This is a genomic window from Corynebacterium sp. HMSC035E02 (assembly GCF_001836065.1).
GTDB classification, from domain to species: Bacteria; Actinomycetota; Actinomycetes; order Mycobacteriales; family Mycobacteriaceae; genus Corynebacterium; species Corynebacterium hiratae.
Genome location: NZ_KV827349.1, coordinates 89,073 through 115,494 on the forward strand (window position 1 = coordinate 89,073; position 26,422 = coordinate 115,494).

Sequence of the window (26,422 nt, forward strand, 5' to 3'; positions counted from 1 at the left end):
AGTCCTTATGAGCGCTGCAGATTCAGCTTTTAGTTTAGATAGCGTCGACCAAGCCATCGCGGACATCGCGGCCGGCAAGGCGGTCGTCGTCGTGGACAATGAGGACCGCGAGAACGAAGGTGACCTCATTTTTGCCGCTGAGCTCGCTACCCCGGAGCTCGTGGCTTTTATGGTGCGCTACAGCTCCGGCTACATTTGCGCACCGCTGCTCCCAGAAGACTGCGAGCGTTTGAACTTACCCCCGATGTTCGCGGTGAACCAGGACGTACGGCAGACCGCCTACACCGTCACGGTGGACCTGGCTAATGGTTCCACTGGTATCTCTGCCACCTCACGTTGCGAAACTATCCGCAGGTTGGCCGATCCCTCCTCTAAGCCCTCGGAATTTACCCGCCCCGGACACGTGGTCCCGCTCGCCGCGCGCCCGAATGGCGTGCTCGAACGTGACGGGCACACGGAAGCCGCCATCGATCTGGCTCGCTTGGCAGGCCTTCGCCCAGCTGGCGTGCTCTGTGAGATCGTCTCTGAAGAGGATCCCACGGACATGGCGCGCTCCCCGGAGCTGCGCCGCTTTGCCGACGCCCACGGGCTGACGATGATCTCCATTGAGCAGCTCATCGAGTGGCGTCGCCACAACGAACAGCAGGTTCACCGCCAAGTCGAAACTCGCCTGCCCACCGAGTACGGCGAGTTTCGCGCGGTAGGTTATTCGAATGACGTCGACAAGCGCGAGCATATCGCCCTTTTCGTTGGTGACGTGGAGAGCTATTCCGGTGCCGAGGATGTACCCGTTCGCGTTCACTCTGAGTGCCTTACAGGTGACGTCTTTTCCTCTCAGCGCTGTGACTGCGGACCGCAGCTGCAGGAATCCCTCCGTGCGGTGCAAGAAGCGGGACGCGGCATCGTCATCTACCTGCGTGGACAGGAAGGGCGCGGAATTGGCCTGGTCAACAAGCTCAAGGCTTACCGTCTGCAGGACGAAGGCCTCGACACCGTTGATGCCAACGTGGAGCAGGGCCTGCCGGAGGATGCACGCGAATACTCCGTGGCCGGACAAATCCTGCGCGACGTCGGCGTGAAGTCCGTGAACCTCTTGACCAATAACCCGCACAAGGGCGAGGGGCTGCAAGGCTTCGGCATTGATGCCACCGCGCGCACAGCGCTGGCTACCCCCGCCACAGCGGAGAACATCAGCTATCTGCGCACCAAGCGTGACCGAATGGGGCATGATCTGCCCCAGGTAGCCGAATGGGATCAGAAACACTCCTAGAGTTGGGATGAAGCGCTTCAGCGCCCCTAACCATCACGCATTGAGTATCAAGCTTTGAGCACAAGGAGCACACTATGAGCAAGGAAGGCCTGCCCACCCCGAACAATGTCTCCGGGGAAGGTATCCGCGTCGCCGTCGTTACCGCAACGTGGAACGCAGAGATCTGTGATCAGCTGCATCGTCGAGCGCTCGAGACTGCCGAAGCCGCCGGCGCCGCGGTCACGCCCCTGCGCGTGGTCGGGGCCCTTGAACTGCCCGTCGTGGCCCAAGCCGCCGCGCGCACCCATGATGCCGTGGTTGCGTTGGGCTGCGTTGTTCGTGGTGGAACCCCGCACTTTGATTACGTCTGCGATTCCGTGACGCAGGGCCTGACGCGCATCGCGCTCGATGAATCGACCCCGGTGGCCAATGGAGTGCTGACGGTCAACGACTATGAGCAAGCCGTCGATCGCGCCGGCTTTGCGGACTCTGAAGAGGATAAAGGTGCCGAGGCCATGCACGCAGCTTTAGAAACCGTGCACACGTTGCGTACACTGAATGAGTCAAACCAAAAGTAGGCTGCCAAGTGCAACCACGCCGCCTGGCGTATCCGGCAGGGGGAGTGGCCTGCCTCAGCGGAGTGATGAGGAGATGGAAAACTCGATGACGGACTCACAGGTGCCTTCCGGGCACGAAGAGCGGGCACAGTCGGCCCATGCCAACCAGTCCTCCGCCTCTTCGCAGCCGGCTGCGTCGATGGCGGCCGGGGGACCAGGACGCGGCATGAGCGATGAGCAAATGCTGGCCTATACCAGCGCGGATCCTTTCGCCCAGACGTCGTCCAAGCCCTGGGAGTATGAAGTTACCTCTCCCTACCTGCGCAAGGTGGCCATCATCTGGATCATTCTCGTTATGGCCGCGCACCTTTTCATGGGCTTTACGGTGGGTCTGTCCTTTACCGGCGCGACGGTGACGACGATTGATAAGTTCGCTTTTCCCGGCGTCGGCGTGGTGATTTCCATTTTGTCTTGGCTGGCGCTGACTCGCCCGCGGCTGCGCGCGAACTCCGACGGGGTGGAGGTCCGCAATATCGTGGGAACCCGTTTCTACCCGTGGCAGGTCATCTACGGCTTGTCCTTCCCCGAAGGCTCCCGCATGGCGCGCATCGAGCTTCCGGACTTTGAATACGTGCCGGTCTGGGCCCTGCAGTCGGGCGATAAGGACGACGTGATCACCAATGTCCGCTCTTTCCGCGACCTAGAAGCCCGTTACATGCCGCAGGATGACTAGTGGCTGATCCCTCTCAGTACCGTCCCGCGCCCGGAAGCATCCCTACAGATCCGGGCGTTTATAAGTTCCGTGATGAGAACCGCCGGGTCGTCTATGTGGGCAAGGCAAAGAACCTGCGGGCGCGGTTATCCAATTACTTCCAGGACATCACTCAACTACACCCGCGCACTCGCCAGATGGTGCTGACGGCGGCCTCGGTGGAATGGACCGTGGTGGCCAGCGAGGTGGAAGCGCTGCAGCTGGAGTACACGTGGATTAAGCGCTTCGATCCGCGCTTTAACGTGATGTACCGCGATGATAAGACTTATCCCATGCTCGCGGTATCCGTTGGAGAGACCATTCCGCGTGCGTTTTTCTACCGGGGCCCACGCCGCAAAGGCGTGCGCTATTTCGGTCCCTATTCCCATGCCTGGGCGGTGCGTGAATCCCTGGATCTTCTCACTCGCATCTTTCCCATGCGTACCTGCGCCAAGGGTGTGTTCAACCGCCACGAGCGCTTGGGGCGGCCCTGTTTGCTGGGGTATATCGGCAAGTGCGATGCCCCCTGCATCGGCCGCGTTAGCCCGGAAGAACATCGCGATACGGTTAACCAACTCATCAGCTTCATGAACGGTAACACCGCACCCGTTCGCAAGCGGGTCACGCAGCGCATGGAGGAGGCCGCGGAGAACCTGGAGTTTGAATTGGCGGCCCGCCTGCGCGATGACTTGGGTGCCATCGACAAGTTGATGGAGCAGCAGGCAGTGGTGTTGCCTGATGGCACGGATGCGGACCTCATTGCGTTTAACTCGGATGAACTGGAAGCTGCAGTCCAGATCTTCCATGTGCGTTCGGGACGCATCCGCGGGCAGCGCGGCTGGGTTGTGGAGCGTTCCGGAGATCAGGCAACGACTGACGCGGTGCGCGAAGGCGAGCCAGATCCCGGTCTTCCGGCTTTGATCCAAAACTTCCTCATTCAGTTCTATTCCGACGCAGCGGAACGCCAGCGCCTGGAGGCTGAAGAAGACGCGAAGTTGGAGCGTAGGGGAGTGGACCAGGAATCCCATGCCGAGGAGCATCGTGGAAACGCTATTCCGCGGGAGATTTTGGTCCAGGAACTGCCCGATGAAGCCGATGAGGTCAAGATCGTTTTAGAGGAGCTGCGCGGCGCCCAGATCGATCTGCGCGTTCCGCAGCGAGGGGATAAGCGCGCGTTGATGGAGACCGTCGAGCGCAATGCCAAGGAGCAACTGAAACAGCACAAACTCAAGCGTGTTGGCGACCTCACTGCGCGCTCCGCCGCACTCCAGGAGCTGCAGGAAGCACTGGGCATGGATTCCGCGCCGTTGCGCATCGAGTGCACGGATATCTCCCACATTCAGGGCACCGATGTTGTGGCCTCCCTGGTGGTTTTCGAGGATGGGCTGCCCCGTAAGTCCGACTACCGGCGTTATCGCATCAAGGAAGCGGCGGGCGATGGCCGCTCGGACGATGTCGGTTCCATCGCCGAAGTCACCCGCCGCCGGTTTAAGCATCACCATGACGATAAGCGGGCGGTGCCTGACGAAGAGCTAGAGAACACCACCTTCGCTGAGGAGTTGGTGCGCGAAGAGGCGGCGAGCCAGACCAAACGCAGCTCTTATCCGCCTCAGCTCTTCATCGTTGATGGCGGCGCGCCGCAGGTGGCAGCCGCGCAAGCTGTGTTTGATGAGCTCGGCATCGTCGATGTGACACTCATCGGTCTGGCCAAGCGCCTAGAGGAGGTGTGGGTGCCTGGTGATGACGAACCGGTGATTCTACCGCGCAATTCGCAGGCGCTGTTTCTACTGCAGCACCTGCGCGATGAGGCCCACCGCGTAGCTATTTCTTATCACCGCCAGCAGCGTTCAAAGCGGATGCGCTCCTCCGTCCTCGATGCGGTTCCGGGCTTGGGGCCGCAGCGTCGCACAGACCTAGTGAAGCACTTCGGCTCGGTGAAGAAGCTCAAGGAAGCAACCGTAGAGGACATTGCTGAGGTGAAGGGATTTGGCCCCAAGTTGGCCCAGACCGTCTTTGATCACCTTCATAACTCTTAGGAGGGATTCCCACCGCATTCCTAGGCAGGATTCCTACCGTGGCACCAACATAAGTGGTAAGAATAGAGGCCATGACGTTGTTTGATTCTCCGCCCATTTTGATTACCGGCATGTCGGGCGGCGGCCTGACGTCGGCGGCAAAAGTGTTGGAGGATAAGGGCTACTACGTGGCCCACAACATCCCGCCGAAGGCCATCGTTGACCTCTTGAAACTGTGTGCGCGTCCGGATTCTCCAGTTGCGAAGATCGCCGCGGTCACCGACGTACGCTCCCGCATGTTCCCTGGTTCTTTGGCAGAAACCCTGGATGAACTAGAGCAGCTGGATATGAAGCCGACCCTGCTTTTCCTCGATGCGCGCGATGACGTGCTGATTCGCCGCTTCGATTCGGTGCGTCGCACGCACCCGCTGCAGGACGGTGAAACACTGAAGGCCGGCATCCAACGCGAGCGCGCCTCCGTGCAATCCATTCGTGAGCGTGCGGACATTATCATCGACACGACGAACCTGTCCGTTCATGACCTACGCCGTGCCATCGAGGCTGCCTTCGGTGACATGCGTGGGGAGCGCCAGCACGTCACGCTCCAGTCCTTTGGCTTCAAGCATGGTTCTCCGCGGGACGCTGACCTTGTCGTCGACGTCCGTTTTCTTCCCAATCCTTATTGGGTACCGGAACTGCGGGGCTACCGGGGCACCGATGAGCCGGTGTCGGATTATGTTCTGTCTCAGGACGCCGCTGAGCCTTTTATCGAGCGCTTCATCGAGATGTTGGACTCGATGCTCACGGGGTATCGCCACGAGGGGAAGAATTTCATCACTGTAGGCATTGGTTGCACGGGTGGGCACCACCGTTCCGTGGCCGTCACGGAAGAGATTGCCCGCCGCCTTAGCGAGCGCGGAGACTTGGATGTGAGCACCCTGCACCGAGACATCGCCCGCGACTAGGCGCGATACGTATCGAGAAGATTCGTATTCATTCCTTTTATTACATGACTGAAAGCTAGTACTTACGTGACGACTCTCCCACTCCACATGGCTAGCCTGGGCGGCGGCCATGGTCTTTATCAAACCTTGCTCGCTGCTCGCCGCACGGGCGCGGAGGAAATCTCCGCCATCGTCACCGTGGCCGATGACGGCGGTTCATCCGGCCGGTTGCGCCGCGAGATGGACATTATTCCGCCGGGTGATTTGCGCATGGCGCTCGCCGCTTTATCCAGTGATACGGAGGATGGCCAGCTGTGGGCTGAGACGCTTCAGCATCGCTTCCAGAGCACCGGAGCGATGGCCGGCCACGCCGTGGGCAACCTCCTCATCGCTGGACTCACTGAGGTGTTGGGGGATTTCCAGGCGGCTCTCGATGCCGTTGCCCGCTTAACGGAGTCGGCCGGCCGGGTACTGCCAGCCGTGAACTTACCTCTGGAGATTGAGGCGGATGTTTCTGGGCTTGACGACGACCCCCGTATCATTCGCTCGGTCCGCGGCCAGGTGGCTGTTGCATCGACCGTGGGGCAGGTGCGCCGGGTGCGCATCATTCCGGAGAAGCCTCGGGCCAACCCGGAAACCATTAGCGCGCTGCACGACGCGGACCTGATCACCCTAGGTCCTGGTTCCTGGTTTAGTTCCGTTCTCCCACACGTCCTGGTGCCGGATATCGTCGACGCGATTACCTCGTCGGATGCTCTCCGCGTGGTGGTGCTCAATCTTTCTGCTGAGCCGGGTGAGACCCAAGGTTTTTCTGCCGAGCGCCACCTGCATGTCCTAGCGCAGCACGCCCCGAGCCTGCGGGTAGACCGCGTTATCGTCGACGCATCCGGGCTTCCGAACGAGTCGGAGCGAGTCTTTGTCCAGCGCGCCGCCAGTGTTCTGGGCGCTACGGCAGTCTTCCGAGACGTGTGCCAATACGACGAGGACGGAAGGTCGATTAATAAGCACTGCCCAGACAAGCTGGCGCAGGTGCTCACCGAGCTTTACGCCGAGTATGCCGCCGATCGCGATGGCACAGCGGGAGCCCCAGACGCTCATCGCGGTTAAGCGCGCGATAGACTATGGGGCATTCATCGTTCACCGCCGCGTCTCGCCCACGCCAATCTGCGCGGTGCGCTACGTCCACGAGTTGAAAGGGGAGGCACGAGGTGTCTGCGTCATTGACCGATCAGGTCAAGGAGGAACTTACGGCGGTGTCCGTGCCGCGCCAGTCCGCCCGCGCGGCGGAGGTTGCCGCGATCCTCAGGTTCGCTGGCGAACTCCACATCACCGGGGACCGCGTGATGTACGAGGTGGAACTGGAGTCGCAGAGCGTAGCGAACCGCCTCGTCACCGCACTCGATGAGCTCTATTCGATTTCCGCCAGCACCCACGTCGCTGGGCCTGCGGCTTCGTCCAAGAAGAGTCGCGTGCAAGTGCGCATCACCACCGGTGCCAAGGAACTGACCAGACGCCTTGGTTTGGTAACCCGCTCCGGCCACCCCGTGGTGGGTTTGCCCCCACAAGTCATCTCCGGTTCTGTAGCCGATAATGAAGCAGCCTGGCGCGGCGCCTTCTTGGCGCAAGGTTCCTTGACCGAACCGGGCCGCTCCTCAGCGCTTGAGGTGACCTGCCCATGCCAGGAGGCTGCACTCGCTCTTGTCGGCTGCGCGCGCCGTTTGGGCGTGGCGGCGAAGACAAAGGAAACGCGCGGCGCGGACCGCGTCGTCGTGCGCGACGGCGATGCCATTGGCGCGCTGCTGACCCGTATGGGCGCCCAAGAGACGCGCCTGACATGGGAAAAAAAGCGGATCCAGAGAGAAGCCCACGATACGTCTCGCCGTCTCGATAATTTCGATGATGCCAACTTGCGCCGCTCTGCCCGCGCGGCCGTGACGGCTGCAGCACGCGTCGAACGCGCGATGGTCATCTTGGGCGATGACGTTCCGGAGCATCTCGCGGATGCCGGCCGCTTGCGCGTGCAGCATCGTGAGGCCTCTTTGGAAGAGCTCGGCCGCCTGGCTGATCCGCCAATGACTAAGGATGCGGTGGCCGGGCGTATTCGGCGCCTTTTGTCTATGGCGGACAAGCGTGCCAAGGAGCTTGGGGTCCCAGATACGACGAAGGCCGTCACTGAGGATCTTTTCGAAGAGTCCTAGTTACTCGTGCCCGTTCGGGCATTAGACCGGGTATCACGCCCGATTTCCGTGCGGCTGTTGCCGCATTTCTTTTTGGATTAATCCGCTCTTTTTTGCTTTAGTGAGATATCCCACCCCGCAGTGAAAGTCCCCAACATAATCCCACACAAACGGGCATATCTGCAGGTGTATAGCTCGAGGGTTGTCTCAAATTCTCTGCGACGGCCCAACCACTATACGCCTCTTTTTGGCCTCGTGCGACCACTCGTGTTGGGGACGGGCAGGAGCACTGCGGGATGCACAAACCGTGGGTACTATCGGCCGTGTTGGGAAAACCACCGAGCACGTCACGGAAGTGGCAGGGCAACGGTGCCGCAAGGACGGTCCACCGCACTGCCTATAAAGACAAAGTCTCGGAAGCCCCCACGATAGAACTTCACTCGATTATTTGAGGAGACATTACAGTGACCATTCGCGTAGGTATCAACGGATTTGGCCGCATCGGCCGCAACTTCTTCCGTGCAGTCGCACAGGGCAACAATGACCTCGAGGTCGTCGCAGTCAACGACCTGACCGACAACGCAACCCTGGCCAACCTGCTCAAGTACGACTCGGTGCTGGGCCGCTTCGACGGTGAGATCGAGCACGACGACGAGTCCATCACCGTCAACGGTCACAAGATTGCAGTCTCCGCAGAGCGCGATCCGAAGAACCTGAACTGGGGCGAGCACAACGTCGACATCGTCATCGAGTCCACCGGTTTCTTCACCGATGGTGAGGCCGCCAAGGCTCACATTGAGGCCGGCGCCAAGAAGGTCATCATCTCTGCTCCGGGCAAGAACGTCGACGCAACCTTCGTCTACGGCGTTAACTCCGATGAGTACGACGCTGAGAAGCACAACGTCATCTCCGCCGCATCCTGCACCACCAACTGCCTGGCCCCGATGGCCAAGGTCCTGCACGAGAAGTTCGGTATCGAGAAGGGCCTGATGACCACCATCCACGCCTACACCGGTGACCAGCGCATCCAGGATGCCCCGCACCGCGACCTGCGCCGCGCCCGCGCCGCAGCCGTCAACATGGTTCCGACCTCCACTGGTGCAGCAAAGGCCGTCTCCCTGGTTCTCCCGGAGCTGGAGGGCAAGCTCGACGGCTACGCAATGCGCGTTCCGACCATCACCGGTTCCGCCACGGACCTGACCTTCCAGGCATCCCGCGACGTCACCGCTGAGGAAATCAACGCTGCTATCAAGGAAGCCGCCACCGGCGAGTTCGGCGAGACCCTGGGCTACACCGAGGATCCGATTGTCTCCACCGACATCATCACCGACTCCCACGGCTGCATCTTCGATGCGGGCATGACCAAGGTTTCCAACGGCAACTTCGTCAAGGTCCTTGGCTGGTACGACAACGAGTGGGGCTACACCAGCCAGCTCGTGCGCACCACCTCCCTGGTTGCCTCCAAGCTCTAAAGTTGACTCTTTAGAATGACCACAGTGAACCAAGCTGTGATCGCCTGTGACAGCTCCACAGGCTAGACACCGGCCCATGCGCCACGCCTCACCCTCCATAATCTCGTGGCGTGCGCTGGGCCGATAGTCGTTTATAAGGAACCAGCACACTTTCCCATTGAATAGCATTAACCTTTAGCTTGAGTACCTACTTTTAAGGAGAACATCATGGCTTTCAAGACTCTGGACGACCTGCTCGCAGAAGGCGTCTCCGGCCGCCACGTCCTCGTCCGTTCTGACTTCAACGTCCCACTTGATGATGAAGGAAACATCACCGACTCCGGCCGCATCACCGCTTCCTTGCCCACCATCAAGGCCTTGATTGAAGGCGGTGCGAAGGTCATCCTGTCGGCGCACTTGGGCCGCCCGAAGGGCGAGGTCAACCCGAAGTACTCGCTGGCCCCAGTAGCAGAAGCTCTGTCTGAGGCACTGGATCAGTATGTCGCCCTCGCCGGGGATGTCAGCGGCGAGGACGCCCACGAGCGCGCTAACGGTCTGAACGAGGGCGATGTCCTGTTGCTGGAGAATGTCCGCTTCGATCCACGCGAGACCTCGAAGGACGAGGCAGAGCGTGGCGCCTTCGCTGACGAACTCGTCGCCCTGGCTGCAGACAACGGCGCCTTCGTCTCCGATGGTTTCGGTGTCGTTCACCGCGCGCAGGCTTCCGTGTACGACGTGGCCAAGCGCCTGCCTGCTTACGCCGGCAAGCTCGTGCAGAAGGAAGTGGAAACCCTGGCGGCGGTAGCAGAGAAGCCAGAGCACCCGTATGTGGTTGTTCTTGGCGGCGCCAAGGTATCCGACAAGCTTGGTGTGATTGAGGCGCTCGCCGGTAAGGCCGACAACGTCATCATCGGCGGCGGCATGTGCTACACCCTCCTGGCAGCACAGGGCTACAACGTCCAGAACTCCCTGCTGCAGGAAGACCAGATCGACAACTGCAAGGAGCTGCTGGAGCGCTTCGGCGATAAGATCGTCCTGCCGGTCGACCTCGTCGCTGCCACCGAGTTCAATGCCGATGCAGAAAGTAAGGTTGTGGGCCTCGACGGTATCCCGGAGGGATGGATGTCCCTCGATATCGGACCGGAGTCGGTGAAGAAGTTTGATGAGGTCATCGCTTCCTCCAAGACCGTCTTCTGGAACGGCCCGATGGGTGTGTTCGAGATGGAAGCCTTCTCCAAGGGTACCGCAGGTGTGGCGCAGTCCATCATCGATGCCACGGCCAAGAATGGTTCCTTCACCGTCGTGGGCGGCGGTGACTCCGCAGCTTCCGTCCGACTGCTCGGCCTCGACGAGGACGGCTTCTCCCACATCTCCACCGGTGGTGGCGCTTCCCTGGAGTTCCTGGAAGGCAAGGAACTGCCGGGCGTCAAGGTCCTGGAATCCTAATCAACCACCCTCTCAACACAGTCTGACTTCGAGAAAGGCTAATCATGGCACGTACCCCACTTATCGCTGGTAACTGGAAGATGAACCTCGACCACAAGGAAGCTATCGGCTCCCTGCAGAAGTTCGCTTTCTCCTTGCCGAAGGAATACTACGAAAAGGTCGACGTGGCTTTCATGGTCCCGTTCACCGACATCCGCACGGTCCAGACGCTTGTCGACGGCGACGACCTGCAGTTCACCTACGGCGCGCAGGACATCTCCAAGCACGAGTCCGGCGCCTACACCGGTGAGGTATCCGGCAAGATGCTCTCCGCCCTGGGCTGCTCCTGGGCAGTAGTGGGCCACTCCGAGCGCCGCGAGTACCACGGCGAAACCGATAAGCTCGTCGCAGAAAAGGCTGCCGCAGCGTTGGCCAACGGCATCAGCCCCATCGTGTGCGTCGGCGAGCCCCTGGATGTCCGCGAGAAGGGCACTCACATCGATTACGTGGTGACCCAGACCCGCAACTCCCTGGAGGGCCTGTCCGCTGAGGATCTGGCAAAGACCGTCATCGCTTATGAACCTGTCTGGGCTATCGGCACCGGCAAGGTTGCTTCTGCCGAGGATGCGCAGGAAGTGTGCGCAGCTATTCGTCAGCTCGTCCGCGAGCTCGGCGGCGACGAGGTTGCTGAAGGCATCCGCATCCTCTACGGCGGCTCCGTCAAGGTGGACTCTATCGCGGAGATCGTGGGCAAGCCCGACGTTGACGGTGGTCTCGTCGGCGGCGCCTCCCTCAAGGGCGAGGAGTTCGCCAAGCTGGCGGCTAACGCCGCCCAGGGCGCCTAATCTCCCCGCATCCTGCCGTGGCGGGTCGGAATAGTTTCTGGCCCGCCACGTGGTGTATCATCGAGGATTATTGCGCGCGCTGTCTTCGCGCCCTTTTCCCACGCGTGACGGTGGCTCACCACGGTGATTCACTAACGCGCGTCATACTCACTGTACATACGCGTAAACAAGGAACTACTTCATGATCTTGGCACTGGAAATCCTCCTCGTGATTGCCGCAATCTTGATGACTATCTTCGTGCTGCTGCACAAAGGTAAAGGTGGTGGCCTGTCGAGCCTTTTCGGCGGCGGCGTACAGTCCAACCTCTCTGGTTCCACCGTGGTAGAGAAGAACCTTGACCGCTACACCGTGGTCATGGTGGTTATCTGGCTTGCCTGCATCGTGGCTCTGAACCTGCTGCAGGCTTATAGCTAAAAGGTCCCGCCGCACACATACGCCAAACGCCGCGTCCCTTCTCCAACAAAGGTGAAGGACGCGGCGTTGTAGTTTTCATCGGCGGCCCTAGAGAAGCCGCCGGGGAGCTGCTGCTAGAGACGCTGCGCGGCATCCTCGCTTAAGAACAGCAGCGTTTCCTCAGTGCCCTGAGCACCTGCGGCCGGCCAGTCCTCAGCCGCAGCGCCAGCCACGAGGTGGGAGACAGCCTCGGCCTTCTCCTCACCGGAAACCAGGAACCAAATGCGCTGGGAGCGGTTGATGGCCGGGTAAGTCAACGTCACGCGCTCAGAAGGCGGCTTGGGGGAGTCGTGGACCGCGAAAGCATAGTCGGTGTCTTCATAGACTGCTTCTGAATGCGGGAACAGGGAGTTAATGTGGCCTTCGTGACCCATGCCCAGCAGGTGAATATCGAAGCCTTCCGGCGCAAAGTCACGGATCTCGCCCTCATAGGCTTGTGCTGCGTGCTCCATGGATACGGCTCCCAGGTCATAGCCGTGAATGTGGCGCTCCGGGATATCCACGTGTGCCAAGAGAGCCTCACGGGCTTGGCCCTCGTTAGAGTCCGGATCGCTCACCGGCACGTTGCGCTCATCGCCAAAGAAAACATGGATGCGCGTCCAGTCCACCGCCAATGCTGGGTAGTCGCTGCCTTGCTGTTGTGCGGCGTCGTGAAGCCGCGCCAGCTCGCGCAACATACCTATTCCTGCTCCGCCACCGGTGAGCACGACGCGGGCGACACCATCCTTGTGGAGGCCGCCGCCTGGGGCTTGAATCGCCGCAACCGTCTCAATAAAGGCGAGTGCGGCGGAGGATATGAGCTCGTCGATGTCGCTAACGCGGCGAAGCGTGACCATGGTGCAGAAAGATCCTTCTGAATGATGAGACTAGGAAACGATGAAATGATTATGCCTACACACTGTAGTCCACGCGGGCTAAGGCGCGGAGAGCGTGAGCGTATGTCTTATCCGCATCGAGATGGCGGAGTTCTTCCGAGAGCACTTCTGCTTCGGAACGCACCGCGAGGCTAACGAGTGATTCCGGGGAGCCCGGAACACTGACCTCCACTGTCGCAGGGTCAACGACAGTGACGCTAACATCGGCAGTGGGACGTTGGAAAACCACCGAGGTAATCGGGAAGGTACCCTCCGCGCAGTCCGACACGGTACGGGTAACGGGGACGGAGAGGGCGTCGAGAAGCCAGCCGGCAGCAAAGTCGACGGCGGCGTGGTGCTCGGCACCGGAGATCTTCACAGAGGTGATCGGCTCGTGCGGGAACCTGTCGAGGGCCGAAGCGACGATACCGCGCCAGAGGGTGATGGCACCCCACGACATGTCGGAATCTCCGGGCTTATAGCCAGAGGAGAGCACGTGGAGGTCATACTGATCGACGCCACTGCCGAAGGCAACGTTGGTAATACGGCGCTGGGCCAGCGCACCGATCGGAACAGAGGACGGGGACGGCGGGCATGCCGTAGGCCACCACGCCACGATTGGCGTATCTGGAAGAAGCAGGGGAGTTACCACCGCTTCTGCCTGATCCGCGAGGGCGCCATGCAGGTGCATGACGACGATCTCCGAGGCACCCGCTTCGCCACCGACGCGCAACTCGGCGTCGAGCCGAGTGTCCTCGCCGAGATTTCCAGTAGCGATGACGATGACACGGGAAGGGTGCTCGTGGGAGGCATCGCGCACCGAAGCGAGTAGGTTGTCCAGGTCATCGCCCTCTTCGGTCATGACGATGAGCGTGAGGACCCGGCCGGTCGTGAGCGTGTAGTGCTCCTGCATCTCTACAAGCTTCTTAGAGATCTTGCGCGTCGTCGTATCGGGCAAGGGGATAATCATAAGGCCATTCCTCCTAAGGACCTACGGACGGCGCCAGGAATGACCCCGGCGGCGCAGCATTCTATTAGCGGACTCCGGCCCCCACGTGCCAGCGCGGTATTGCTCCGGCTGTCCGATACTGGACCAGTACTCAATGATGGGGTCGAGGATGGACCACGACAGCTCCACTTCCTCGTTGGTGGGGAAGAGGGAGGACTCGTCCAAGAGGGCGTCGAGAATCAGGCGCTCATAGGCTTCCGGCGATTCTTCCGTAAAGGCCTCGGCATAGGCGAAGTCCATGTTGACGTCACGCACCTCCATGGTGGAGCCCGGAACCTTGGAACCAAAGCGCATAGTGACGCCTTCATCAGGTTGGACGCGGATCACCACGGCATTCTGTCCCAGCGCATCGGCTTGGCCCTGATCAAAAGGCTGGTGCGGGGCGGTCTTAAACACCAGTGCAATCTCGGTTACGCGGCGGCCCAGCCGCTTGCCGGTACGTAGGTAGAAAGGAACGCCCGCCCAGCGACGGGAATTGACCTCGAGGGTACACGCGGCATAGGTCTCCGTCGTGGACTCCGGATCGAATCCTTCCTCCTCCCGCAGGCCCTTGACATACTCTGAGCCTTGCCAGCCGGCGGAGTACTGGCCGCGGGCGGTGGTCTTGTTGAGCGGGTGTACCGCGTTGGTGGCGCGCAGCACCTTGATCTTTTCCGCCTGGAGCGCCTCTGGGTCGAAGGAGGAGGGTTCCTCCATGGCGACGAGGGCTAATAGCTGCAGGAGGTGATTCTGGATGACGTCGCGCGCAGCGCCGATGCCGTCGTAATAGCCGGCACGTCCGCCCAATCCGATGTCTTCGGCCATCGTGATCTGCACGTGATCGATGTAGTGCGCGTTCCACATCGGCTCGAAGATCTGGTTGGCAAAGCGCAGCGCCATGATGTTTTGCACCGTTTCCTTGCCCAGGTAATGATCGATGCGGAACACCGAAGACTCCGGGAAGACGGCATTGACGATCTCATTGAGCTGGCGCGCGGAAGCCTGATCGTGGCCGAAAGGTTTTTCAATGATGACGCGGCGCCAGGAGCTTTCCGTGCTGTCCGCCATACCGACGCGCTCTAGCTGGTGGCAAATATCGGAGAAGAACTCTGGCGGAACCGAAAGATAATAGGCCCAGTTTCCGCCGGTGCCGCGGGAAGCGTTGAGCTCAGACAACCGGGCGGAGAGCTTATCAAAGCCAGCGTCGTCGAAGTTGCCTTGGACAAACTCGATTCCTTTGGCGAGGTGCTCCCACACATGCTCACTGAAGGTGGTTCGGGCACCCGCTTCGGCAGCCTCGCGGACGTAGTCGCAAAAGGCTTGCTTGTCCCAGTCGCGGCGGCCGTAGCCAACCAGCGTGAAGCCGGCGGGCAGCAGCCCTCGGTTGGCCAGGTCGTAGATGGCAGGGAGGAGCTTTTTGCGCGCCAAGTCACCCGTGACGCCGAAAATCACCATGCCGGATGGCCCGGCGATACGTGGTAGGCGCTTGTCCTTCGCGTCGCGCAACGGGTTGACCCACGCGCTGGTAGTGCTCACTAAGTGTCCTTTCGGTCTGTGTGAGATTAGTCCAACAGCTCAGCATAGCGACACGCGCCCCGCCGGCCACAGTTGGATGGCCGTTGGTGGCGCGCGCCGATGGTGAGCACTTAAAACCTCATGCTCTTTTAGGAGAGGCGGTCTGTCATCGAGGCAAGCAGTTCCTCCCACGCATCGACGAACTTGTCGACGCCCTCCTGCTCGAGCACGGTGAAAACATCGGCGAAGTCGATGCCGACAGCCTCCAGCTGTGCCCATACCTTCTCTGCGTCGTCAGAAGCTTCAGTCAGTGTATCGCCGTGCAGGTTCCCCTGCGCAAGAACCGCATCAATGGTTTTCTCGGGCATCGTGTTGACGGTCTCCGGCCCAGCGAGCTCGGAAACGTACAAGGTGGCAGGGTAGTCAGGGTTTTTGACTCCCGTCGACGCCCACAGTGGCCGCTGCGGGTGGGCACCGGAAGGCAAGTCGCTACCGTTGTCCTTGAACTCCTTCAGGAAAAGCGCATAGGCGCGTTGGGCGTTGGCCACGCCGGCCTTTCCACGCAGCGCGAGGGCTTCATCAGAGCCGTTCAACTCGAGGCGCTTGTCGACTTCGGTGTCCAAGCGGGAGACAAAGAAGGAGGCCACGGAGTGAATAGTGGAGACATCCTTACCTGCTTCGGCGGCGCGCTGAATTCCCTCCTTGTAGGCGGCAATCACCTGCGCGTAGCGCTCGACAGAGAAGATCAGGGTGACGTTGACGGAAATACCTTCTGCCAGAGCATCGGAGATGGCGGGCAGGGAACCGTCGGTTGCCGGGATCTTGATCATGAGGTTGGGGCGGTTGACCTTGGACCACAGCTCGCGGGCCTGTGCCAAGGTTGCCTCCGCATCCGCAGAGATGCGTGGATCAACCTCGATGGACACTCGGCCGTCCCGGCCATCACTTGATTCATAGATCTCGGTGAAGAGATCGCAGGCATTGCGGACATCGTCTATGGCGAGCGAGTACACCGCCTCGTCCGCGGTAGCGGACTTTTCCTTCAGCGCTGCGATGTCGGCATCGTAGGAGGTGCCGGAGGACATTGCGGCAGCAAAGATTGCCGGGTTCGTGGTGACACCCACGATGGACTTGGTGTCGAGGAGTTCGCGGAGGTTGCCGGAATCCAAGCGCTCGCGGGAGAGATCATCGAGCCACGTCGAGGTACCGAGACGGGCCAGCTCATCAATATGTGTCATGGTGTGTGCAGGGTCCTTTCGTAGTGGACAGCAGTAGGGGGTTAGCCTGCCTGAGCAGCGTTGAGGGACTCGAGGGCGGCGTCAACAATGGCGTCGGCAGTGAAGCCGAACTTCTCAAAGAGTTCCGCGGCAGGTGCGGAAGCGCCGAAGTGCTCCAAGGACACGGTGCGGCCGAAGGAACCGGTGTACTTGTGCCACGGCATGGAGACACCGGCCTCGACGGAGACGCGCGCGCGGACGGAGGAGGGGAGGACGGACTCGCGGTAGGAAACGTCCTGCTCGTCGAACCACTCTAGGCACGGCGCGGACACCACGCGGGTCGCGGTACCGTCCGCCTCGAGTTGCTTGGCGGCCTCCACGGCGAGCTGTACCTCGGAGCCGGTGGCGATAAGAATCACGTCCGGGGTTTCCTTCGATGCCTCAACGAGGACGTAGGCGCCGCGGCGCACACCTTCGGCAGCTTTCTCCTTGGTTCCTTCGAGTACAGGCAGGTTCTGGCGGGACAGAGCGAGGCCCTTCGGAGCGGCCTTGTACTCAAGGGCCGCCGCCCACGCCTGAGCGGTCTCGTTGGCATCTGCCGGGCGGATGACGGAGAGGTTGGGGATGGCGCGCAGGGCAGCGAGCGTTTCCACTGGCTGGTGGGTGGGGCCGTCCTCGCCCAGCCCGATGGAATCGTGCGTCCAGACGTAGTAGGTATCGGTGGACATGAGCGCGCCGAGGCGGACAGCCGGGTACTGGTACTCAGAGAAGATGAGGAAGGTACCACCGTAGACGCGGGTATTGCCGTGCAGTGCAATGCCGTTCATGACTGCGGACATGGCGTGCTCGCGGATGCCGAAGTGCAGGTTGCGGCCGTAGGGGGTGGCAGTCCAAGTATCGGTGGTGATGGACTCTGGGCCGAAGGAATCCGCGCCCTTGATCACCGTGTTGTTGGAGCCTGCCAGATCGGCGGAGCCGCCCCACATCTCCGGCAGGGAGGCTGCAAGTGCCTGGATGGCGGCCTCGGAAGCCTTGCGCGTGGCCAAGGATTCGCCCGCTTCCCATGTCGGAAGTTCTGCGGCGAAGTCAGCCGGCAGCTCGCGAGCCTGGAGGCGGTCGAAGAGCTTCTTCTCCTCCGGGTTGGCAGCTGCCCACGCGTCAAACTTTTCCTGCCACTCTGCGTGCTTCGCGGCACCGCGAGTGGTCAGCTCGCGGGTGTGTGCGAGGACTTCCTCGTCGATGTGGAAGGACTGCGCCGGATCGAAGCCGAGGACCTCCTTGGTGGCGGCTACCTCATCCTCGCCAAGAGCTGCACCGTGGACGCCACCGGTGTTCATCTTGTTCGGTGCCGGGTAACCAATCACGGTCTTAACTCGGATGAAGGAGGGGCGGGAGGTTTCGGCGCGTGCCGCGGCGGCAGCTGCTTCGATGGCTTCGACATCTTCGCCGGACTCCACGGTCTGCACGTGCCAGCCATAGGCCTCGTAACGCTTAGCCACGTCCTCGTTGAAGGCAATGTTGGTGTCGTCCTCAATGGAGATGCGGTTGTCATCCCAGAAGACGATGAGATTGCCCAGCTTCTGGGTGCCCGCGAAGGAAGAAGCCTCAGCGGTGACACCCTCTTGCAAGTCACCGTCGGAGGCGATGACGTAAACGAAGTGATCGAAGGGGGATTCGCCGGCCGGGGCCGAGGCATCGAACAGGCCGCGCTCTTTGCGTGCGGCCATTGCCATGCCGACCGCGGACGCCAAGCCTTGGCCCAGGGGACCGGTGGTGATCTCGACGCCATCGGTGTGGTGAACCTCGGGGTGGCCCGGAGTCTTCGAGCCCCAGGTGCGCAGCGACTTGAGATCCTCCATCTCGAGACCGAAGCCGCCGAGGAAGAGCTGGATGTACTGCGTCAGGGAAGAGTGTCCAACGGAGAGTACGAAGCGGTCGCGCCCTGCCCAGTGAACATCGGCCGGATCGTGGTTTAGCACGCGCTGGTAGAGCGTGTAGGCCAGCGGTGCCAGGGACATGGCGGTACCGGGGTGGCCGGAGCCGCAGTTCTGGACGGCGTCGGCAGCTAGGACGCGCACGGTATCCACGGCGCGAGTGTCGAGGTCACTCCAGTCCGAAGGATAACGGCGCTCAACCATAGCCTGCAGTTCTGGGGACAACTTTTCGTTCGACACGGCGAAAACCTCACTTCGCTTCTGGAAACAGATATACCGTTAATCAGTGTAAAGGTTTTTCGATCTTCGGCGGGGGATTATATAAACCAGGTTTCGGGCGGTAGTCTGGCATGGTTGACGCTGTTGCCCCGCTGTCAGCCAGTGGGCGGCGACTATCCCCGAAGAACGCTTGGGGGATTCGCCACAAAGTTCTCGGGAACTCTTTAGCGCGGGCAGCCGACCAGTACGTCAGACCCATAAGCCATACACCCACGTGCCGGATATACGGAGGATTGTTCCTTGGAGACCATCAAGGCCTATTTTGCGCTAACGAAACCGAGGATCATTGAGCTCCTCCTCGTGGCGGCAATCCCGGCTATGCTCCAGGCGCAGCGTGGATTCGAAGCTGTGTCCTCCAACTTCTGGCTCATCGTCTCCACCATCTTCGGTGGATGGATGGGTGCCGCGGCTGCCCACACATTTAACAACGTCGTCGATTATGAGATCGACCAGAAGATGCAGCGCACCCGTGCCCGGCCGCTAGTGCGCAAGACCATCTCGCGGCGCAATGCTGCGATCTTCGCGTGGATCATGTTGGCGCTATCCGTCTTTTGGCTGGGTGTGCTCGCTAACTCGTGGCTGGCCGCGTTCTTCGTGCTCTTGACCAACTTCTTTTATGTCATCGTCTACACGAAGTTCCTCAAGATGCGGAACTCCCAGAACATCGTCTGGGGTGGCCTCGCTGGCTGTATGCCCGCCATGGTGGGTTGGGCCGTCATTCGTGATAATGCACCGGCAGGGGAGCCGGACCGTTGGTGGCAGGCCGTGGTGCTGTTCCTCATTATCTTCTTCTGGACCCCGCCCCACACGTGGGCGCTGGCGATGAAGTACAAGGAGGACTACCGCAAGGCTGGGGTGCCGATGCTGCCCGTCGTTGCCGGGGAAATAGAGGTGACCCGCCAAATCGTGTGGTACACGATCGGCACGGTTATCGTGACCTTCCTTATCATCCCTGCGGCCTCGTGGATCTACTTGGTGGCCGCGGTGTCTTCCGGCGCGGTCTTCCTTTGGATGGCGATCCGTCTGCACCAAGGGGTAAAGAAGGGCGCAAAGGTCAAGCCCATGCGCCTGTTTATTTACTCCAACAACTACCTGTCGGTGCTCTTTATCGGCCTGTCCATCGACGCAGTCGTGGGCTGGGAGCCCATCGGGCGCATGCTGGGATGGTCGGCCGCGCTGTTCTAGCGAGCTAGTCTTCGCGTACCCGGAGGACGATCGAGCCTGTGGTCTTGCGCTCTTGGAGGTCGCGGTGGGCCTGAGCAGCTTCGGCGAGCGGATACTCTGCGGAGATGCGGAAGTCGAGGTCGCCATCGATGACCGCCTGCACCACTGCCTGGGCGCGCATCTGGAACTCGCCTTCCTGGGAGGTCCAGGCGCCGAGTGAGGGGCGGGTGAGGAAGACGGAGCCGTGCTTGTTCAGCAGCTGCGGGTCCATTGGCGGGACGGGGCCCGACGCGGCACCGAAGAGCGCTACCGTGCCGCGCGGTCGCACAACCTCAAGGGATTCACCGAAGGTGGCTTTGCCGACGCCGTCGTAAACCACGTCCACGCCGCGCCCACCGTTGTGACGACGCACCTGCTCGGCCAAGCCGCTGCTGTAGCGGAACACGTGGTCTGCGCCCGCGCCATAGGCCAGCTCTTCCTTCTCATCCGTGGAGACCACGGAATAGACGGTGGCGCCCAGGGACTTCGCCATCTGGGTGAGGATCAAGCCCACGCCGCCTGCACCGGCAGTGATCAGACAGGATGCTCCTTCCCCTAGCTGATACACACCGTGGGTGAGGTAGTGCGCCGTCATGCCCTGCAGGAGCATCGAACCGGCGACGGCGGAGGGAATCTCGTCGGGGACGGCCACCACGCGGTCGCGCGGCACGCAGACCTGCTCCGCATAGGAGCCGAAAGCGTGATCCCAGGCCACCATCGTGCCCGGGGCGATTTCTCCCTGGGGGTCGTGCACAACGCGTCCGGTTCCTTCGAGACCGATGATGAAAGGCACGGAGGCGTTGTAGATGCCTTCGCGGTAGTAGGTGTCGATGTAGTTGACACCGGCCACGGAGACGTCGACAAGCAACTGCTCCTTCGTCGGCGTGGGGGATTCTACCTCGGCGTAGGTGAGGACCTCGGGCCCTCCGGTCGTGGTCACCTGAATAGCATGCATGGTGTCTAGGCTAAACGAAGCACAGGCACCCGCGCAGCAAAAAGCACCGCCATCCTCACTTCCTGGTGAGAACGGCGGCGCTACGAGTACCTGTTGTAGTGGCTTTACTGGCTCCGCTGACTCTGCTTAGCCTTGGGCGGCGGGAACGTTCTCGTCACCGCGCTGGGCAGTGCTGGCAGTAGTGCCATCCTCGTTTCCGACGCGGCGCAAGCCATGCGCCCACAGCAAGGCGGTGAAGGCCGTGACCACTGAGGACATGCCCACGTGGAAGGGGACGGTCCAGCGGGGGATGTGGAGATAGAACTGGGTGACACCGATAGCCCACTGGATGACGATGCACGCAATGAGCACCCAGCCGGCCTTCTTCGCCACCTTGGGAGCGCCGGTGCGGTGCAGGAGGAAGACGACGATGAGCGTCAGCGCCAAGTAGACATACATGCAGACCGCGTGAATGATGGCCATGCCATAGGTGTCCACGCCGAGGCGGCCCTCCATGCCCACGCCGGCATCACCGGAGTGGGTACCCGAGCCAGTGACAAAGGTGCCCGTCAGCAGAACGATGGACAGGGCCACAGTGGCCACCACCGCGAGGGTGCGCACCGCAGCGGGGAAGAGGCGAGTGGGAGTGCCGTCATCGGGTTCATTGATGCGGGAAAAGAGCATGGCCGCGATCCACACCAAGACCATCGACGGGAGGAAGTGAATCGCCACCGACCACCAGGACAGATTTAGTTTCACCGACAGGGCGCCAATGAGTGCCTGCACCACGATGCCGGCGAGCCCCGCCCAGGCATAGACCTTGAGCTCCTTGCGGCGTTGCGCCTTGTGGACCACCACAATGCTGGCGATGGCCGCCGCCGCCACAACAAAAGTCAGCAGGCGGTTGCCGAACTCAATGGCCTGGTGGAGCATGGGAGCCGCGCCCTGGATGGGAACCAAGGAACCAGGGTGGCAGTTAGGCCAGGTGACGCAACCAAGGCCGGAGCCGGTTACGCGCACGATGGAACCCGATACTGTAATGCCACCCTGGCAGAGCAGGAGGATGAGCGCGACGATGCGCTGCGTCTTCACCGAGGGACCGGTGGTCGGCGCAGCGGGCGCGGTGGAATGTTGAGGAGAGGAAATATTGGCGGTACTCACGGCTATTCAGCCTACCGCCCGGCCCCATCCGGGAACCAATATCGACGGGTGGGTCACACCACGCAAGGGAGAAGAATCACTTTTAGCCTTCGAAGCGGAACCAACGCACCGCGGCAAACGACGCCACCGCTGACCAACCGACGAGTACAAGGAGCTCAAAGCCCGGGAAGGACCCGTTCAGGGCGGTATCGAGTCCGGCGGCCATTGCCACGGTGGGTACGAGGGTCAACACCCCGTTATCACCGAGCCCCTGGGAAAACATGACCCATCCGACGGTGCCGAGAAGGATAAACCAAATGAGGTTGGCCACCGCCAAGACCACCTCCGAACTCAGCGTGCCGCCGAGCAGTAGGCCTAAGGCCGTAAACGTGGCCACACCCAAGGCGAGGGTGAGCACGCCGATGGCCGCGCCCCCAGCGGTGATGCGCAGCCCCAGGAAGGCGGCGATCGTCCCCAGCACGAGGACCTGGAGCACCACCATCGACAGCACGGCGAGAATCTTTCCCACCACAATGGCCCAGGCTGGCACTCCCGAGGCACCTGTGCGTTTCAGCGCACCATAGCGACGGTCAAAAGCCAAGGAGATGGCTTGACCCGTGAAACCGGAGGAGGTCGCCGCAACAGCCAGCACCATGGGGAAGATTTCCTCCACGCCGTGGCCGGTGCTGTCTTGCAGCGTCGCGGCGCCGATCAGGATGGCCACAGGGATGATGATGCTCAGCAGCTGCTGCTCACCGTGGCGCAGCATGAGCTTGGATTCGATAGCCCCTTGGGCACGTGCCATAGCCGCTACGCCCACGCGCTGCGGGTGCGGGCTAAAAGTGCCGGGTGCGAAGGTGCTCATGGAGCTTCTCCTTGTTCAAACAACTTGATAAAAGAATCGTGCTAAATGGCCGAGGGCGGTTCTAGCTGCGCATGTCGCGGCCCGTGAGATCGAGGAAGACTTCCTCGAGATTCCGGTGTGAGGTGTGCAGGTTGCGGAGGATGACGTTTTGCGCGGCCAAGCATGAAGCCAGCGCTGCGATGCCGGCGGGGCTGGCCTCCGAGGTGAGACGGTAGTGCAGGGGGCGGAGAGCTTCCGCCGCGATGCCGGCGTCCCGCAGTGCTTCGAGGTCCACCGGTGTTGCGGTATCGAAATTCACCTGCGGAACATCGGCCGAGTCCGTCAGCGATGCTGCGGTGCCGCTCGCCACGAGTTGTCCGTGGTCAATGATGACGACGCGGTCGCTGAGCGCTTCCGCTTCATCCATGAGGTGCGTGGTGAGGATGACGGTTACGCCATCGGCCCGGAGGGCGCGGATGAGGTCCCACACGGCAAGGCGCGACTGGGCATCCATGCCCGCGGTGGGTTCATCGAGAAAGACCAACTCTGGGCGCCCGATGATCGCTAGGGCTAGGGAGAGACGTTGTTGTTGCCCGCCGGACAGGCGGCGGTAGCTGCTCTTCGCCACCCCGCGCAGTCCGAGCGTGTCCAGCAGCCACTCCGGGTCCAAGGGATTCTCGTTATAGGAGGCGCTAAGCTCAAGCATCTCCTTGACTTTGATTCCGGAATAGGAGCCGCCGCCCTGCAGCATGATGCCGATGCGGGAGCGCACGGCATCGGGATTGCGCGCGGGGTTAAGCCCCAGCACCTCGATGCGGCCCGACGTGGGCTTCTTGAAACCCTCACACATCTCGATGGTGGTGGTCTTACCTGCACCGTTAGGGCCCAGCAAGCACAGGATCTCGCCGTAATTGGCGCGGAAACTCAGCCCGTTCACTGCGTTGACGTCGCCATAGGTCTTCATGACGTTATCTAAGACAAGAGCTGATGTAGTCACGAATCGCTAGTTTAGGACACGCACGCCCGCCCTGCGCAAAGCAACCCACCCCACGCCGGCGAGGACGAGGAATGTCACCAAGGCGGCGAGGTAAATGACGAAGACTGTCCCTGGGGGAAGGCCGAGGCCGCGGGGAAGCACGATGAAACTCATGAACCCGGAGTAGATGATCACAGCCATGCGGAAGAAGCGCCGGTTGGCCCAAGCCGCCAGCGGCAGCACCGCCCACAGGATGTACCAGGGTTGGACGACGGGGAAGAACACCACGAGCACGAAGGTCGATACCCCCAGGCCGCCCACGGGGTGGATGGCGCCGCGGTAGGTGGCAAAGAGCATGCGGATCATAAAGCCCGCGGCAATGATGACGCCCACAGTCCGGGTCACGGTGAGGATGGCCTCGGTGTGATCACCCAATCCCAACAGCATCCCAAGGAAGCCGGCGCCGACGCCTACGGAGGTCGTCGCAGACAGCCACGACCGGATGGTGGCCGCGCCGCCCTGGCCAAAGACCCAACCAATGTCGATCCCCGTGAGTACCGTCACTGCGGCGATGGAGGTGGCAAGCAGGAGAAGCTGCGCGGCCCCGGCGCCCAGCACTGCCCGCACGCCGGACACGCCGTGCTTGTCGACGAGCCTGCGTGCCGCCGCCATGCCAACGAACCCGAGGCCGATAAAGCCAGTCACCTTGACCATTCCGGCACACGAGATCAGGACGCCAGATGCGATAAACAGCGACCATGCTCGCCAGCGGGCCTCGTGGGAATCGTTAACCGCCCGCAACCCCAGCTCCACACCGACGAGAGCTAGCCCCAGCATGAAGGATTCATTGTGGATGCCTCCGACGAGGTGGAGGATGGTCAAAGGGTTAAGGATGCCCAGCCACAGCGCTGCCTCCGGGGATACTCGGCAGCGCGTAGCAAGCCGCGCGATGGCCCAACCGGCGGCGATGATACCGACGAGGGACAGTACCCGGTGCAGGACAACACCCCAGATAATGGAGTCGTTGGTCAGCCAACTGACCACCGCCGCTACACCTAGCGCCACAGGGCCATAAGGGGAAGGTGAGTTCGCCCAGATGAACGGGACGGAGCGGGCCAGGTCGTTATCGGCGCCTAGTAGCTCCACCGGCCCCGCCGAATAGGGATCGAGGCCTTGGAGCACGATGGAGCCGTTAGCGAGGTAGGAGTAAATGTCCTGCGTGAACAGGGGAGCGGTCACCAAAAGCGGGAGAACCCACCCTAGCCAGGTGCGCCACATCTGGCTCTGCGTGACCACCCGGGGCGAGTGGCTAAAGCGCCGAACCTTGGCCGGCTTCTGTAGGCGCAGGGGCGCGCCCACCAGCGGTGCCATGCAAATCCACGCCGTGACCATGAAACCGACCCCGATGAACACGATGGCGGAGGCTGACTGCAGCATCCGCGTCATGAGCGAGCCAAAAGGCAGAGACTCATAGGGGTTGCCCACCACCGGAAGCGCACCGGCGCCCAATCCGCCGAGCGCAATGAGTAGCGCACCAATGGTGCCGAGCCACCGGAGGCTAAAGAGCGTGCGCAGCTGGGCGATGGTGTGGCGGTGGACGTCGCCAAGCGCGGCGCCCTCTGCACCGTCGGAAGAATCTGGAAAATCTTGGTGCAAGAGCGCGGAACGGGATCCGGGCAGGCCCATGCGGGGGAGTTCATCGCGCACGCCCCAAAAGACGCGGTGCAATCGCCCCGATCGGGTGTAATCGCGCTCCATATTCATGAGTGTCTACCTTAGTCGCTCGGTGCTGAGAGAGGACGAGCTGCCCGCGACACGAATGAAAGAGTGGAAATCGGGAATGAATTAAGGAACACTAGTGTTGTCTAAAGAGAGAGTGTTTCATTCAAGGAGGTGTACACCGTGACGAAGGAGCTACCTAGGGAGACTCGCTCGACTGAGGGCGACACCCGCCGACACGTCATGTTGTTGCTCCTAAAAGACGGCCCGGTAACGGCGTCGTATCTGGGTGAACGTCTCGGTCTCTCTGCAGCCGGCATCCGTCGGCACTTAGACATTTTGGTGGAGGAAGGACTCACCGAGGTGGTGCATCGCCGCCCATCAGCCCGCCCTGGGCAGTCGGTGGGCCGTGGTCGCCCCGCCAAGCATTTCCGCCTCACGGATCAGGGCCGCGCCCAATTTGGGCACGCCTACGATCAGCTGGCGGCGGAAGCGCTCACCGCACTGCGTGAAGCGGGCGGGCCGGAGGCGGTTCGTCGCTTCGCCAAGGCTCGCTTCGAGCGCCTCGTGGAGGACGTGAAGCCCCTGGTAGAAGATCAGGAATCCGTTCCGGAGGTGGCGCGTCAGCTGGCCGAAGTGCTCGACGCGCATGGCTACGCGGCCACGGTGACGTCGGTGGGCAACGGAGTACAGATTTGCCAGCACCATTGCCCGGTCGCCCACGTGGCGGCCGAGCATCCGGAGTTGTGTGAAGCTGAACAGGAAGTCTTCTCCGCGCTATTAGGCAAACATGTGCAGCCCTTGGCCTCCATTGCGGATGGTCATGGAATCTGCACCACGAATATCCCCTTAACCCCAGTCCCGCCTTCCGCGGCGGAGCCGGGGAAGAACTAATCGAACTAGAAAGGAGCGGGCTTTGACACAGGCACAACCGGCACCAGGCCTTGAAAC

At 61.6% G+C, this 26,422-nt stretch carries 23 protein-coding genes; 13 read left to right on the forward strand and 10 right to left on the reverse strand.

What is annotated here, in order from left to right:
- Positions 1 to 7 precede the first annotated feature (7 nt).
- The 11 genes from HMPREF2635_RS07840 (at position 8) to secG (ending at position 11,829) form a co-directional block, all read left to right on the forward strand.
- Entirely contained in the window at positions 8 to 1,270 is a 1,263-nt protein-coding gene (locus tag HMPREF2635_RS07840) for a bifunctional 3,4-dihydroxy-2-butanone-4-phosphate synthase/GTP cyclohydrolase II (RefSeq protein ID WP_046649096.1), read from the forward strand.
- A gap of 74 nt (positions 1,271 to 1,344) precedes the next feature.
- Positions 1,345 to 1,827 carry a 6,7-dimethyl-8-ribityllumazine synthase gene (gene ribH, locus HMPREF2635_RS07845; protein WP_046649097.1) on the forward strand — a complete coding sequence of 161 codons (483 nt, stop codon included), beginning with the start codon at positions 1,345 to 1,347 and terminating at the stop codon, positions 1,825 to 1,827.
- 85 nt (positions 1,828 to 1,912) lie between these two features.
- Positions 1,913 to 2,539 carry a PH domain-containing protein gene (locus HMPREF2635_RS07850; RefSeq protein ID WP_046649098.1) on the forward strand — a complete coding sequence of 209 codons (627 nt, stop codon included), beginning with the start codon at positions 1,913 to 1,915 and terminating at the stop codon, positions 2,537 to 2,539.
- Positions 2,539 to 4,593: an excinuclease ABC subunit UvrC gene (gene uvrC / locus HMPREF2635_RS07855; protein WP_070821533.1), complete on the forward strand. Its 2,055-nt coding sequence runs from the start codon at positions 2,539 to 2,541 to the stop codon at positions 4,591 to 4,593. The genes HMPREF2635_RS07850 and uvrC overlap by 1 nt, the downstream gene beginning before the upstream one ends.
- Positions 4,594 to 4,655: 62 nt before the next feature.
- On the forward strand, positions 4,656 to 5,537 hold the full coding sequence (gene rapZ / locus HMPREF2635_RS07860) for an RNase adapter RapZ (RefSeq protein WP_083321289.1): 882 nt from the start codon (positions 4,656 to 4,658) through the stop codon (positions 5,535 to 5,537).
- Between the two features lie 87 nt (positions 5,538 to 5,624).
- The gene (yvcK, locus tag HMPREF2635_RS07865) at positions 5,625 to 6,623 is read left to right on the forward strand and encodes a gluconeogenesis factor YvcK family protein (RefSeq protein WP_070821535.1); all 999 of its coding nucleotides are present in this window, start codon (positions 5,625 to 5,627) and stop codon (positions 6,621 to 6,623) included.
- A 101-nt stretch (positions 6,624 to 6,724) separates the two neighbouring features.
- Positions 6,725 to 7,714, forward strand: a complete 990-nt coding sequence (whiA, locus tag HMPREF2635_RS07870) for a DNA-binding protein WhiA (RefSeq protein ID WP_046649102.1) — start codon at positions 6,725 to 6,727, stop codon at positions 7,712 to 7,714.
- A 443-nt stretch (positions 7,715 to 8,157) separates the two neighbouring features.
- Positions 8,158 to 9,165 (forward strand): type I glyceraldehyde-3-phosphate dehydrogenase, encoded by a 1,008-nt coding sequence (gap, locus tag HMPREF2635_RS07875; protein ID WP_070511751.1) that lies wholly within the window; start codon positions 8,158 to 8,160, stop codon positions 9,163 to 9,165.
- A gap of 207 nt (positions 9,166 to 9,372) precedes the next feature.
- Positions 9,373 to 10,590 carry a phosphoglycerate kinase gene (gene pgk, locus HMPREF2635_RS07880; protein WP_070681220.1) on the forward strand — a complete coding sequence of 406 codons (1,218 nt, stop codon included), beginning with the start codon at positions 9,373 to 9,375 and terminating at the stop codon, positions 10,588 to 10,590.
- A gap of 44 nt (positions 10,591 to 10,634) precedes the next feature.
- Entirely contained in the window at positions 10,635 to 11,414 is a 780-nt protein-coding gene (gene tpiA, locus HMPREF2635_RS07885; RefSeq protein WP_070547343.1) for a triose-phosphate isomerase, read from the forward strand.
- Between the two features lie 181 nt (positions 11,415 to 11,595).
- Positions 11,596 to 11,829, forward strand: coding sequence for a preprotein translocase subunit SecG (gene secG / locus HMPREF2635_RS07890; RefSeq protein WP_046649106.1), 234 nt, complete (start codon positions 11,596 to 11,598; stop codon positions 11,827 to 11,829).
- 113 nt (positions 11,830 to 11,942) lie between these two features.
- Here secG and pgl read toward each other — a convergent pair whose 3' ends face one another.
- The 5 genes from pgl to tkt form a co-directional block, all read right to left on the reverse strand.
- Entirely contained in the window at positions 11,943 to 12,704 is a 762-nt protein-coding gene (gene pgl / locus HMPREF2635_RS07895; protein ID WP_070681222.1) for a 6-phosphogluconolactonase, read from the reverse strand.
- Between the two features lie 55 nt (positions 12,705 to 12,759).
- On the reverse strand, positions 12,760 to 13,692 hold the full coding sequence (locus HMPREF2635_RS07900; RefSeq protein WP_070681225.1) for a glucose-6-phosphate dehydrogenase assembly protein OpcA: 933 nt from the start codon (positions 13,690 to 13,692) through the stop codon (positions 12,760 to 12,762).
- A gap of 21 nt (positions 13,693 to 13,713) precedes the next feature.
- Positions 13,714 to 15,165, reverse strand: a complete 1,452-nt coding sequence (gene zwf / locus HMPREF2635_RS07905) for a glucose-6-phosphate dehydrogenase (protein WP_369799708.1) — start codon at positions 15,163 to 15,165, stop codon at positions 13,714 to 13,716.
- A gap of 209 nt (positions 15,166 to 15,374) precedes the next feature.
- Positions 15,375 to 16,463 carry a transaldolase gene (gene tal, locus HMPREF2635_RS07910; protein WP_046649109.1) on the reverse strand — a complete coding sequence of 363 codons (1,089 nt, stop codon included), beginning with the start codon at positions 16,461 to 16,463 and terminating at the stop codon, positions 15,375 to 15,377.
- A 41-nt stretch (positions 16,464 to 16,504) separates the two neighbouring features.
- Complete coding sequence (gene tkt / locus HMPREF2635_RS07915) at positions 16,505 to 18,580, reverse strand: transketolase (RefSeq protein WP_210401597.1); 2,076 nt, start codon at positions 18,578 to 18,580, stop codon at positions 16,505 to 16,507.
- A 315-nt stretch (positions 18,581 to 18,895) separates the two neighbouring features.
- On the opposite strand from tkt, the gene HMPREF2635_RS07920 reads away from it, so the two are divergent.
- Positions 18,896 to 19,840 carry a heme o synthase gene (locus HMPREF2635_RS07920; protein WP_070681234.1) on the forward strand — a complete coding sequence of 315 codons (945 nt, stop codon included), beginning with the start codon at positions 18,896 to 18,898 and terminating at the stop codon, positions 19,838 to 19,840.
- Between the two features lie 4 nt (positions 19,841 to 19,844).
- Here HMPREF2635_RS07920 and HMPREF2635_RS07925 read toward each other — a convergent pair whose 3' ends face one another.
- From HMPREF2635_RS07925 to mptB, 5 genes are all read right to left on the reverse strand, one after another.
- Positions 19,845 to 20,813: a quinone oxidoreductase family protein gene (locus HMPREF2635_RS07925; protein ID WP_070821537.1), complete on the reverse strand. Its 969-nt coding sequence runs from the start codon at positions 20,811 to 20,813 to the stop codon at positions 19,845 to 19,847.
- 126 nt (positions 20,814 to 20,939) lie between these two features.
- Positions 20,940 to 21,953 (reverse strand): COX15/CtaA family protein, encoded by a 1,014-nt coding sequence (locus HMPREF2635_RS07930; protein ID WP_070821538.1) that lies wholly within the window; start codon positions 21,951 to 21,953, stop codon positions 20,940 to 20,942.
- An 82-nt stretch (positions 21,954 to 22,035) separates the two neighbouring features.
- Positions 22,036 to 22,797, reverse strand: a complete 762-nt coding sequence (locus HMPREF2635_RS07935; RefSeq protein WP_070547338.1) for an ABC transporter permease — start codon at positions 22,795 to 22,797, stop codon at positions 22,036 to 22,038.
- 61 nt (positions 22,798 to 22,858) lie between these two features.
- Positions 22,859 to 23,773, reverse strand: a complete 915-nt coding sequence (locus HMPREF2635_RS07940) for an ABC transporter ATP-binding protein (RefSeq protein ID WP_046649113.1) — start codon at positions 23,771 to 23,773, stop codon at positions 22,859 to 22,861.
- A 6-nt stretch (positions 23,774 to 23,779) separates the two neighbouring features.
- On the reverse strand, positions 23,780 to 25,516 hold the full coding sequence (gene mptB, locus HMPREF2635_RS07945; protein ID WP_049157439.1) for a polyprenol phosphomannose-dependent alpha 1,6 mannosyltransferase MptB: 1,737 nt from the start codon (positions 25,514 to 25,516) through the stop codon (positions 23,780 to 23,782).
- Between the two features lie 198 nt (positions 25,517 to 25,714).
- Here mptB and HMPREF2635_RS07950 point away from each other — a divergent pair, with 198 nt between their 5' ends.
- The gene (locus tag HMPREF2635_RS07950; protein WP_158395618.1) at positions 25,715 to 26,365 is read left to right on the forward strand and encodes a helix-turn-helix transcriptional regulator; all 651 of its coding nucleotides are present in this window, start codon (positions 25,715 to 25,717) and stop codon (positions 26,363 to 26,365) included.
- Positions 26,366 to 26,422 lie beyond the last annotated feature (57 nt).